Genomic DNA, 10,848 nt, shown 5'->3' with positions numbered 1-10,848 from the left:
TCCCCGCAGGGGAACAGCCCCCGGCAGAGGAAAGCTCCCCGCAGGGGAACAGCCCCCGGCAGAGGAAAGCTCCCCGCAGGGGAACAGCCCCCGGCAGAGGAAAGCTCCCCGCAGGGGAACAGCCCCCGGCAGGGGAGAGCCCCCCGCAGGGGAAATCCCGCCGCCACGGCGCCAAGCCCCGACGCGCAGAGTCCGGCGGAATCCCCAACGACACCAATCCCGGTCCGCCGCCGGAGGCAACCCCGCCGGAGGCGAATAACCGGTCAACCGCCGGAGGCACTAGCTCCAGCGCCCCCAATTCCCCCGCTTCACCTCCATCGCCGCCCGGCCCTCCGCGCCCCGTCGCTTGTACTCGCGCCGCAGCTCCGCCCGTACCCGTACATCCGTCTTGGCGACGATGCGCTGGTTCTCGCGGAGGAGCTTGCGGTAGCTGTCGAGGCGGCGTTCCGGGAGGGTGCCGTCGGCCAGGGCGGCGAGTACGGCGCACCCGGGCTCGGCCTCATGGGCGCAGTCCTGGAACCGGCAGCCGTCGGCCAGCTCCTCGATCTCCGCGAACACCTGACCGACCCCGGCCTCGGCGTCCCAGAGCCCGACACCGCGCAGCCCCGGTGTGTCGATGAGGACACCGCCCCCGGGCAGTACGAGGAGATTGCGGGTGGTCGTGGTGTGACGGCCCTTGCCGTCGACGTCACGGTTGGCCTGGACCTCCATCACGTCCTCGCCGAGGAGCGCGTTGGCGAGCGTCGACTTACCGGCGCCGGACTGCCCGAGCAGCACACTCGTACCGCCGGCGACGGTCGCGGCGAGGACGTCGAGCCCGTCGCCGGCGGCGGAGCTGACGGCGAGGACCTGCACACCGGGCGCGCTGGTCTCCACGTCCTGTACGAGATGGGACAGGGTCACCGGGTCGGGCACGAGGTCGGCCTTGGTGAGGACGACCAGGGGCTGCGCCCCCGATTCCCAAGAGTCCGCCGACGTACGCAGCAGTGCCTCACCGCTCGAACTGGACATCGCGAGCGCGAGGAACCGTTCGATCCGCCCGAGGTCGAGTTCGAACGCGAGCGACACACAGATGACGATGTGGTCGATGTTGGTGGCCAGCACCTGGCCCTCGGAGCGCTTGGACGACGTCGACCGCACGAAGGCAGTCCGCCGAGGCAGGATCGTCCGCGCGTACCGCGGATCACTGCCCTCGGGATCGACGGCGACCCAGTCCCCCGTGCACACGACCTTCATCGGGTCATGGGGAACGACGAACGCGGTATCGGCACGGACGACGCCGTCAGGGACGGCCACATCACACTGACCGCGATCGACCCGGACGACCCGGCCCGGGACCAGGCCTTGGGCGGCGTACGGAGTGAACTCGGCCGCCCAGCCTTCGTCCCAGCCGTAGGTGGCGAGGACGTGCTGAGCATCAGAAGTGGAAGACGTGTTGAGCGAAGCGTTGAACAAGGGGAACCCTTCGAAGGGCAGCCCCCGGCGGCGCGCTCTGCGCGCGGAAGTCGAGTGGGTGTCAGCCGGAGACCACAGGGGTGGAAACGATGAACTCCTGAATGCGGGCAGCGCCCGTCACCATGACAGTCATCAATGTCCTCACCTCCTGCTTCTTCTCCACGAACCAACACCGTTCCTCGGAACGGACAAGCAGAACCCTAGCCCCACCCCAGGGCACGGCACCACCGATTAAATGCGGGCCCCAACCGCATGTGGTGATCGCTTGGTGGCACACCGACGTCACGCGCACTCAGCCAGTTCCTTGAAACAGCGGCATGGGGACTACGCTCCTCCGGTGACCAACCTTCCGCGGGCCCCGCAGTGGTGGGGCCGCGTTGGCGGGCCGGTCCGGTATCTCGCCGTCGGGGTACTGTTCTTCGCCGGGTCGCTCGTACCGGCGCTGCACGGTCACGGAACGGTGCTCGGCGGCGTGCCGACCCGCCCTTTCGACGCGCTCGCCGTCGTGGCCGTCGCCCTTCAGTGCTTTCCGCTCGTCATCTGCCGACGATGGCCCGTGGTCGCTCTCACTCTGGTGTCGACCGGCTTCGCTCTCGACCAACTCCGCGGCTACCACTCCTTCGCGGGCAGCGCACTGGCCATCACCGTGCTGACCCTGGGCTCCCGGCTGGAACGGCACCGGCGCGCCACCGTGCTGCTGTTCTCCGCCGCGTACGTGCCGTTGGCGGTCGCGCTCGACCAACTCGCCCCGGGCGAGCCCGTGGAAGAGTTCGTCACGTTCTATCTGGCGCTGGCTCTCGTCTGGGGCATCGGCGCGTGGCTGCGCTCCAACCGGGCCGCCGAGTCGGAACGCCGCCGCCGCGTGGCCGATGACACCCGCGCCGCCGAACGCGCCCGTATCGCCCGCGAACTCCACGACGTCGTGACTCACCATGTGACGGCGATGGTCGTGCAGTCCGAGGCGGCTCGCTATCTGACCGCCGATCCCGATCGGCTCGACGAGACCCTGACGGGCGTCGCCGACACCGGCCGGCGGGCCATCACCGATCTGCGGCACCTGCTCGACCTGCTCAACCCCGACCATGGCACCGGGGCCAGGACTGCGTCCGTCGGCGGACTCCTCCCGCTCGTGGAGCAGACCCGGCGGGCCGGGCAGCCGGTGGAGTTCACCGAGAAGGGCGCTCCCGTGCGCTCGACCGGCACCGACCTCGTGGTCTACCGGGTCGTGCAGGAGGCTCTGACGAACGTACTCAAGTACGACCACGGCAGCCGCACCTCGGTCCAGGTGCACCACGGCGAAAGGGAGATCACCGTGGAGATCGGCACGGACGGCTCCGGCTCACGCGCCGCGTCCACCGGCGGGAGCGGGCGTGGCCTGGCCGGTCTGCGCGAACGGGTCGACGCCCTGGGCGGCGACTTCAGCGCGGGCCGCCGCCCGGACGGCGGCTTCACCGTACGGGCCCGCATCCCCACCGTGGACCCGTCGTGACCGCGCCGGTCCGGGTTCTGGTCTGCGACGACCAGGTGATGGTCCGCACCGGGCTGGTCACGATCATCGACGCCCAGCCCGACCTGGAGGTCGTGGGCGAGTGCGGAGACGGTCGCAGCGCCGTCGATCTGGCCGGCGAACTGGCCCCGGACGTCGTGGTCATGGACGTACGTATGCCCGTACTCGACGGCATCGAGGCCACCCGCCTGCTCGCCGGCACCGGGGTGACGCAGGCCGTGAAGGTGCTCGTCGTGACCACGTTCAACCTGGACGAGTACGTGTACGAGGCGCTGCGCGCCGGTGCGAGCGGCTTCCTGCTCAAAGACGCGCCGCCGGCCCAACTGCTGCACGGGATCCGGACCGTGGCGACGGGGGCCGCACTGCTGGATCCCGAGGTGACGCGTCAGCTCGTGGGCGTGCACGCCGCCCGGATCCGGCCCGCCGGGCGCGCCCCGGACGACCTGCCGGTGACCCCCCGCGAGCTGGAGGTCCTGTGCCTCATCGCGGACGGCCTCTCCAACAGTGAGATAGCCGCGGCACTCCACATCAGCCCCGAGACCGTCAAGACCTTCGTGTCGCGCATCCTCACCAAGCTGGGACTCCGCGACCGTGTCCAGGCCGTCGTCTACGCCTACCGGCACGGCCTGGTCACCTGACGGCGCGGTGCGTCAGCCCGCGGCTTTCGAGACGACGCGCTGGATCGCCTTGACCGCCACATCGGGCTGGTCGACATAGATGTAGTGCTCGCTGTTCTCGGCCGTGCTCAGCTCGCTGTCGCTGGATATCGCGAGCCACTTGCGCTGACCCTTGGACCACGCACGCTCCAGGTCCTGCCCGTACTCGGGCACAGCCGCGAGGTACTGCTTCCCGTGCTGGATCACCTCCACCGGGATGTTCCCCGCGGAGCGAACCTCCCCGTCCGGCACGACAAGCTTCTCCGGGCTCTCGCCCCGGAGGACCGCGAGGGTCTGCTCACGCAGGTCGACCGCCATGCCGGTGGCAGACTCGGGGATCTCCTTCTTCAGGTCGGCGCTCTGTGTCGGTGAGGTGGCGTCCATCAGGACCAGCCCCTTGACCTTGTCCTGATGGTCGGGGGCGTACCTGGCGGCGATCAGCCCGCCCAGCGAATGCCCGGCCAGGACGACCGGCGCGTCCCCGGCGAACTGGTCGAGCACCTCCGTCAGTACCTTCCCGCCGTCTTCGAGGGTCTGGGGACCGCCGGGCTGATCGCTGGCGCCCGCGCCGAGCCGGTCGTAGGAACAGGTGCGGTTCTGTTCGCCCAGGGTCTTCTGGAAGTCAGCCATCTTGTCCAGCCCGTCACCGCCCCCGTGCAGCAGCACGACCACCGGCCGGCCTTCCGCCGGGTCGCCCGAACAGGACACGTTCACCGAACGGCCTTCGACCTCGATCTTCTTCGTACCGGTGAACGAGGCGTTCTCGGCGGCCCCGTCCGCGCCGCCGGTGGCCGTGGCACTCGCGGACGGCTTCGCATCCGCAGGCGAGGCTTCCTCGCAGCCGACAAGCCCCGCACCGGCCACGGCGCAGACCAGCGTGATCGCGGCGGATGCCCTGTAATGGCGGATCATGGTGCTCTCCCATAAGAGAATGGAGACCGCAACCCGTGCGCTGCGGCTGCACCCCACGCTAGGGATTCAGTGATCAGGAATCGTCACCCCGCAGTGGACATCCGCACGTAGCTCGCACGGGGGACCAGACCCCGTAACCAGGGAATACCGCCTGCTCAGAGGCTCCCCAGAGCCTCGGAGCATGCTCAGAGCACCGCCACCCCGAACGCCGCCAGACCGATCACACAGACGGCCGCCGCCACCCCCCGCGCGCATCGGAAGCGCGCACGGGCGCGGCGTGTTCAGCGCCACGATCCGCCGGTCCGCCACCCAGAGGAACGCCGCCCACACGAGCGCGCTCAACGCCGCGGCGACCACGCGCACCGCCGTCACCTCGTGCCGCACGACCTGCCGGCCCGCGAGCACCGCCGCAACCGTGTACGTCAGGGTTGTACGCCGCCAGGCCGGCCGGGTCCGCTCCGGCTGAGGCCGGGGTCCCGCGCGGCATCGTCCCCGGGTGGGCCCCCATCGGCCGGTCCGGTCGGTCAACACCACCATCAGCATGATCACGGCGACAGCGGCGACCGACAGTCCCAGAAGCGCTGGGAACGTGTCACCGGCAGGTCCTCGCCCCGGCACATCGCCGCAAGGCTTGGACGAGTCGCTGGAACCGATCCTGAGGAAGGCTTTCGGGCTCGCCACCGCTGCGGCCGGCGACGCTGAGGAAGCCGTGCGACGGTGACGGTGTCCACGTCGACTCAGCTGGACAGCGACAGGCCGTTGAGGAGCACTTCGGCCACGTTCTCGGCGTAGAGCCGCACGCGCGTCTCCGCCGTCGACGTCAGCTCCGGGTTCATCATCGAGGCGAGCGCGATCTGGCCGTAGAGCGCGGATCCGCCCGAAGTGAGCAGGAAATAGAACGTCTCGTAGGGGATTTTCTTGATTCTGCCCTGATCGTACAGGAGTTCAAAAACGGGGATGAAGCGCGATCTTATGGGCTCGATGTAGTGGTGGTAGAGATAGTCCAGGCGATCTGTGGCGGCAGCGCCTTCCAGTGTGACGAGGCGAGCCAGATAGGGGCGCGTCGCCGAATACTCGATGAAATTGCGGATCAGCATTCTCAATCGCACCATGGGGTCGGCCGATTCGTCGTCCGAGGCGACCAGGTAATCCACGAGAGGGCGGAAGGCCCAGTCTACGGCAGCCTGCCACAGTTTCGCCTTCGAACCGAAACGCTGGTAGAGCAGATTGCGGCTGACGCCCAGTTCGTCATTTACCGTCCGTAGCGACACTCCGTTGTATCCATGCACCGAGAAAGCCTCGATCGCGGCGGCCATGACCTGGTCGGTCGGGGCGAGCTGCGCATCTTTGGGCGGACGTCCACGTGGGCGGGTGACGCGGGGCGGATTATCAGGCATGGGGCCAGTTTAGCGACCTCTCCTCTCCCCCGTGGGGGCGGAGGAGAGGCGGGCGGGTAGGGTGGCCATTCCTTTACCGCGTGAGCTTGTCGACGGGCTTGAACTTCGCTTCGCCGCCTTCGAGGTTCGCATTGAGGAATGCGTGCCGATCGCGCCGGTTGACCTGGTCGATCCAACCGGCCACACCGGGGACGTTTCGGCGCAGGGTCTCGCGTGTCAGGTTCCCGGGAACTCGGGCAAGAGGAGCGAAACGCCACAGGCCGGTATCGGGTAGGCCCGTATTCCGGTAGCTTTCCTCGCCCAGATAGAAGCGCGCATGACCGAGCTGTGCCTTGTAGCGCAGCCTGCCGTAGACCTGGCGCAGTCCCTTGGCGTCCTCCGGGGGAAGGTAGGTGTCCATGAACGACCGGCACAGTTCCCGGGAGTCGTCGTCGATCTTCGGCTGCTCCGAGAGCCCGAGCAGCAGATTGGCCAGGAAACCATCGGCCACCGTCTCCGGGTACCACGGTGCCTCGACACCCATGAGGTGTCCGACATAGCGCCAGTGGTGCATCATCGCCTCGACGTCGGCGTCGGTGGGGCGGTAGCCGAGAAGCTTCAACTGCATCCCGGGGGCGAACGAGCTGAGCAGCAGCGTCCCGGTCTGCGCGAACTGGCTGATGGGCATACCCAGCCGGCCCCGGTCCCACTCGGGGTGCGGCAGCAGAGTGTGCCGGATCATCGAGTGCAGGACGCGTACGAACACCGCGGAGCGGCGTCCTACGGCACCGGGCCGCATGGCCCCGGGCTCGGTGGTGTCGGTCCAGAGCCGGGAGGTCTCTACGAACCGGCCGAACGCCGACCCGCCGGTGTAGGCGCCGGTCAGCGCAAGCGGCTTGGCGACGGTCTCCAGGCCGTACGCGTTGAACGTGGACATTCCGAAGAACGGGTACAGCTCCTTGTACCGCCGGAAGACCTCCGCGCCGTGCTCGACCTTGTCCCAGTCCACCCACTCGGGGTCGGTGTTGATCTGGTCGAACAGTGCCACCAGTTCCGGAGAGGGATCGCTGACGTTCTTGATACCGCCCTGCAGCGCCAGTTCGACGTCCTTCCGGGCGCGGGACCTGCCCTTGGGCAAGGCGAAGGCGGCGTCGATGTAGGCGTCGCCCAGCCGGTCCCCGGTGTTCATGGCCCGTCCGAATGCCTTCGCCAGGTCCTCGGGGACGTCGAGCCGGCACTTGGCGTAGCGTTCGAGTTGCGCCTTGAGTGCCTGGCCCTGACGGCTCGCTGCCGTCTCGAAGTACGTGAAGATCGTGGGGATCGCCACTTCGGTCGACTGCGTCATTGATCTCACCGCTTTCAGGTAGTTGGGGTGTTTCCGGCGGCCAGTTCGTCCGCCAGGGCGCGGGCGATGCGGAGGGCGGCTGTTTCGTCCGCCAGGGATACGTCGCGGCGCATCATTCCGGTGATGAACTCCGCTCCGCGCAGGTCGCGTTGAGGCGGGCCCAGCAGCACATGGGTGTGCGGACTGCCCTCGCCCAGCGAGTAGGTGTAGACCCGTTGTGAGGCGGTCACCCGTGTCACCGCGGCGCTCAACCGGGCGAGGAGCGGGCCAAGTTCGCCGGCCTCGGCCTCGTCCAGATCGGCGAGTCCCTCGGTGTGCCGCAGCGTCTGGACGGCGACCCAGCCCGGTGCAGGCATAGCCGGGTGCATGGACACTCCCCAGCGACCGGTCCGCACCAGCCAGCCGGGGTCCGCGTCCGCGAGCGCTACGGCCCGTCCGCAGAGAACGCATCCGTCTCTCGTCATGTCCGCCCCCGCCGAGTCCCGTCCTTCGGAGGGACGATCGTGCTGGTCAGCGTGCCGATTCCGGCGAGGGTGACCGACACCACGTCGCCAGCTGCCAGGAACCGACCGTCCGCGACGCCGGTGCCTCCGGGGGTCCCGGTGAGGATCACGTCACCAGCTTCCAGGGTCAGGAACGAGCTGACGTACGCGAGAAGTTGAGGAATCGGGAAGATGAGTTCGGCCGTCGAGGAGTGCTGGTGTACGACACCGTTGACCTTGGTGGTGAGGTCCAGCGCGTCGTGCAGGCGCAGTTCGTCGGCGGTGAGCAGGGCGGGCCCGAGCGGCTTGAAGCCGTCGAACCCCTTGGCGAGCGCCGGGCTGGCCATCGGGAGCGCCGGATTCTCACCCGACTGGACGTCTCGCGCCGAGAGGTCGTTGGCGACCGTCCCGCCCGCGACGAAGTCCCAGGCGTCCGCCTCCGGAATGTCGCGGCCGGTGCGCCCGATCACGACGGCGAGTTCCCCCTCGAAGTCGACCCGCTTCGGCGCGGATTTCGGCAGGTGAACGGCGGCCCCCGGGGCGGTGACGGCGGAGCCGGGGATCAAGTGGAAGCGCGGAAGAGCGGGCAGCGGACTGTTCGTCTCGGCCGCGTGGTCCCGGTAGTTGAGGCCGATGACGACGATCTTGCCGGGACGCCGCACCGGGGGTGCGAAGGTGGCGTGCTGTCTGCTGATCTCCTTGCCGAGCCGCAGGCCCGCCACCTCCGCCAGCCTTCCCTCGACGATGAAGTCGTCCAGCGATCGGCCCGGGGCGTCGAAGAGTCGCAGTCCGTCGGGATCGACCCGGGCCAGGCCGTGGTCGGTCTGTGCGAGCAGCATGGTGTTTTCTCCGTTCTTCAGGCTTCGGCCGTTCCGCAGGCTTCGGCCGTTCCGGAGTCCACGGACGACCGGCCGGTGACCTGGTCCACCAAGGCGTCGGTGTCCGCCGGGCAGGTGTTTCCGCGCCAGGCGACGATGCCGTCGGGGCGTACGAGCGTGATGGCCGCTCCGTACGCCTGGCGGGCGCCGTCAGCGCCGATCCACTCCTCGTCGAGGGGTATTCCCCGGGTCCGGAATGCCTGGGACAGCGGCCCGCTGTCCACGGCGGGGGCGAGGTTCAGCAGGACGAAGTGCCCGTGGAAGAGGTCGAGGGCGGAGCTGCCGTCGGCCAGTGCGACGTGCGGGGCGCGATGCCCGGGGCGGGCCGTCGGCACGTACTCCTCCGGGTCCGCGGGGGGTTCGGAGGTTCCGTCGGAGACGATGAGCGGCGACTGCGAGTAGCGCAGGCCGAGTTGGACCCCGAGGGAGCGCCACTCGGTCTGGCGGGTACCCACGATCCGCTCGCCGGCCAGGTCGCGTGCCTCCTTCTGCGCCGGGTCATCCAGTGCCGGGTCGGGCAGGAGTGCATTGTCGGCGCGGTAGTTGTGCCAGGCGCGGCGGACCATGCGTTCGGCGTGCGGGCGGCGCTCAGCGGTGTAGGTGTCGAGCAGGGCGTCCGGGGCCCAGCCCCGCAGCACGCCCTCCAGCTTCCAGCCGAGGTTGGCCACGTCGCCCAGACCGGTGTTCATGCCGTGCCCGCCCGAAGGCCACATGCGGTGGGCGGAATCGCCCGCCAGCAGCACATGTCCCGACCGGAAGGACTCGGCGACCACCGCGTCGCCGCTCCACTCCCGGGAGTCGAGCACCTCGACCTCCGCGACCCCGCAGTCGAGGACGTCGGCGACGGTGGCCCGCACCTCGGCGGCAGCGGGCGACTCCCCGTCCGCGAGTGGATAGGTGACGCGCCACAGCTCATCTCCGTCGAGCGAACCGAGGATCATACGACGGGGGTTGACCAGGTAGTACTGCACAGCAGGGGCGTGCGGAACACGGTCGCGCAGTCCGGGAAGCCGCACGAAGGCTCCCTGCCAGCGGGCCCGGACGTCGGCCGAGTCCCGCAGCGACCCGGGGCCCAGGGCCCTGCGGACCGGGGAGGCAGCACCGTCGCAGGCCACCAGGTAGCGTGCGCGCACCGTCCTGCGGCCGTACGCCTGCGAGGAGAGCCGTACGGCCACGCCGTGCGTGCCGTCGTCGAACGCGTCGCACGTCCACCGGTAGCGCAGGTCCACCGTGGTCTCGGCGGCGGCGCGGTCCCGCAGGGCGGGGTCGAACCAGAACTTCGGCCACCACACGCCCCCTTCGGGGCTCAGCCCGTGCGTGGTGTCGCGCCGGGCCGCGTTGCAGGGGCGAGGGAAGCGTGCCAGCTCGTACGTGGTCATGCGGGACACGAACGAGATGTCCCGCGGAGCGTCCGCGGGGAAGCCGCTGCGGAGAACCGCGTCGGAGATCCCCCACCGGCGCAGGAGTTCCATGGACGCGGTGTCGATGGACTCCGCAGTCGGATAGCGGACCACGCCGTCCTCGCGCTCGACGAGGAGCACGGACAGTCGGCGGGAGCCCAGTTCGATGGCGGTTGCAAGCCCCACGGGACCGCCGCCCACGATCACCACGTCGTACGTCGCGTCGTCCGAGACGTCGCCGGTGGGGCCCGGCGCCGAGGTGAGCGTCATCGTTCCCAGACCAGTGCGCTCAGGTCCCGGCCGACCTCGCGGCCCTTGAGCAGACGCTCGGGGTCGAGCGGGAAGCCGTTGGGGTTGCTCTTGAACTCCTCGGTCGCCATGAAGTCCCGCATCTCCTGCCGCGAGGCGAAGTTGAGGGACGACAACTCAACGCGGTTCCCGTCCGGGTCGAGGTAGTAAATGCTCGTTCCCGGGCCGTGGTTGGACGCCTCGACCGGAAGGAAGCCCGCCGCCTTCAGGGTGGCGTAGAGATCCAGCAGGGCGTCGGCGGTCGGCGTCCGCAACTGGAAGTGGTGCAGTCCGCGCGAGGACCTGCCCGGCCCGAGGTCCGTGCACTCGAAGACGGCGATGCGCTCGGTGTAGGGATGGTCGTAGTAGAAGTCGAAGAAACAGATGCGTGACGGCTCGTCCGGGTCGTCGGACGGGGGCGGTGTCATCTCCACACTGCGCGGCTGACCGAGCAGCAGCGAGTAGAAATCACAGAGGCGGTCGTAGTCGGTCGTCCGCAGCACGACCTCGGACAGACGAATCCCTGGCATTGTCTTTCGTCCTTGCCTG

The 10,848-nt window shown here is 69.2% G+C and carries 11 protein-coding genes; 2 read left to right on the top strand and 9 right to left on the bottom strand.

The genetic code is table 11. From position 1 onward, the window contains the following. Nucleotides 1-279 precede the first annotated feature (279 nt). Nucleotides 280-1,455: a ribosome small subunit-dependent GTPase A gene (gene rsgA, locus ACIQNU_RS27430; protein WP_401371544.1), complete on the bottom strand. Its 1,176-nt coding sequence runs from the start codon at nt 1,453-1,455 to the stop codon at nt 280-282. A gap of 337 nt (nt 1,456-1,792) precedes the next feature. Between rsgA and ACIQNU_RS27425 the strand changes: the two genes are divergently transcribed. Both ACIQNU_RS27425 and ACIQNU_RS27420 read left to right on the top strand, forming a co-directional pair. Next, nucleotides 1,793-2,944 carry a sensor histidine kinase gene (locus ACIQNU_RS27425; protein WP_401371542.1) on the top strand — a complete coding sequence of 384 codons (1,152 nt, stop codon included), beginning with the start codon at nt 1,793-1,795 and terminating at the stop codon, nt 2,942-2,944. Beyond that, complete coding sequence (locus ACIQNU_RS27420) at nt 2,941-3,600, top strand: response regulator (RefSeq protein ID WP_401371540.1); 660 nt, start codon at nt 2,941-2,943, stop codon at nt 3,598-3,600. Before ACIQNU_RS27425 ends, ACIQNU_RS27420 begins: the two co-directional genes overlap by 4 nt. A gap of 12 nt (nt 3,601-3,612) precedes the next feature. On the opposite strand, the gene ACIQNU_RS27415 is transcribed toward ACIQNU_RS27420, so the two are convergent. The 8 genes from ACIQNU_RS27415 to ACIQNU_RS27380 all read right to left on the bottom strand — a co-directional run bounded on the left by ACIQNU_RS27415 (nt 3,613) and on the right by ACIQNU_RS27380 (nt 10,829). Further along, nucleotides 3,613-4,530 (bottom strand): alpha/beta fold hydrolase, encoded by a 918-nt coding sequence (locus ACIQNU_RS27415; protein WP_401371538.1) that lies wholly within the window; start codon nt 4,528-4,530, stop codon nt 3,613-3,615. Between the two features lie 66 nt (nt 4,531-4,596). Further along, nucleotides 4,597-5,067: a DUF202 domain-containing protein gene (locus ACIQNU_RS27410; protein WP_401371621.1), complete on the bottom strand. Its 471-nt coding sequence runs from the start codon at nt 5,065-5,067 to the stop codon at nt 4,597-4,599. 200 nt (nt 5,068-5,267) lie between these two features. After that, a complete protein-coding gene (locus ACIQNU_RS27405) occupies nt 5,268-5,927 on the bottom strand; it encodes a TetR/AcrR family transcriptional regulator (protein ID WP_401371537.1) in 660 nt (219 codons plus the stop codon). Between the two features lie 73 nt (nt 5,928-6,000). Further along, nucleotides 6,001-7,251, bottom strand: coding sequence for an oxygenase MpaB family protein (locus tag ACIQNU_RS27400; protein WP_401371535.1), 1,251 nt, complete (start codon nt 7,249-7,251; stop codon nt 6,001-6,003). 14 nt (nt 7,252-7,265) lie between these two features. Continuing rightward, nucleotides 7,266-7,607 carry a hypothetical protein gene (locus ACIQNU_RS27395; protein ID WP_401371533.1) on the bottom strand — a complete coding sequence of 114 codons (342 nt, stop codon included), beginning with the start codon at nt 7,605-7,607 and terminating at the stop codon, nt 7,266-7,268. A gap of 104 nt (nt 7,608-7,711) precedes the next feature. Continuing rightward, nucleotides 7,712-8,572, bottom strand: a complete 861-nt coding sequence (locus ACIQNU_RS27390; RefSeq protein ID WP_401371531.1) for a fumarylacetoacetate hydrolase family protein — start codon at nt 8,570-8,572, stop codon at nt 7,712-7,714. 17 nt (nt 8,573-8,589) lie between these two features. Then, nucleotides 8,590-10,281 (bottom strand): FAD-dependent monooxygenase, encoded by a 1,692-nt coding sequence (locus tag ACIQNU_RS27385; protein WP_401371529.1) that lies wholly within the window; start codon nt 10,279-10,281, stop codon nt 8,590-8,592. Then, entirely contained in the window at nt 10,278-10,829 is a 552-nt protein-coding gene (locus ACIQNU_RS27380) for a VOC family protein (RefSeq protein ID WP_401371527.1), read from the bottom strand. The genes ACIQNU_RS27385 and ACIQNU_RS27380 overlap by 4 nt, the downstream gene beginning before the upstream one ends. Between the last annotated feature and the right edge of the window lie 19 nt (nt 10,830-10,848).

The sequence above is a fragment of the Streptomyces sp. NPDC091292 genome, from assembly GCF_044757265.1.
Classification (GTDB): domain Bacteria; phylum Actinomycetota; class Actinomycetes; order Streptomycetales; family Streptomycetaceae; genus Streptomyces.
Note: the sequence above shows the minus strand (reverse complement) of the source record. Positions and strands in the feature narration are given on the sequence as shown.

Coding starts and splice junctions, on each gene's coding strand:
- ACIQNU_RS27410 (WP_401371621.1), bottom strand. CDS start 5,067: ATGGTGGTGTTGACCGACCGGACCGGCCGATGGGGGCCCACCCGGGGA.
- ACIQNU_RS27405 (WP_401371537.1), bottom strand. CDS start 5,927: ATGCCTGATAATCCGCCCCGCGTCACCCGCCCACGTGGACGTCCGCCC.
- ACIQNU_RS27395 (WP_401371533.1), bottom strand. CDS start 7,607: ATGCCTGCACCGGGCTGGGTCGCCGTCCAGACGCTGCGGCACACCGAG.
- ACIQNU_RS27380 (WP_401371527.1), bottom strand. CDS start 10,829: ATGCCAGGGATTCGTCTGTCCGAGGTCGTGCTGCGGACGACCGACTAC.
- ACIQNU_RS27385 (WP_401371529.1), bottom strand. CDS start 10,281: ATGACGCTCACCTCGGCGCCGGGCCCCACCGGCGACGTCTCGGACGAC.
- ACIQNU_RS27400 (WP_401371535.1), bottom strand. CDS start 7,251: ATGACGCAGTCGACCGAAGTGGCGATCCCCACGATCTTCACGTACTTC.
- ACIQNU_RS27415 (WP_401371538.1), bottom strand. CDS start 4,530: ATGATCCGCCATTACAGGGCATCCGCCGCGATCACGCTGGTCTGCGCC.
- ACIQNU_RS27390 (WP_401371531.1), bottom strand. CDS start 8,572: ATGCTGCTCGCACAGACCGACCACGGCCTGGCCCGGGTCGATCCCGAC.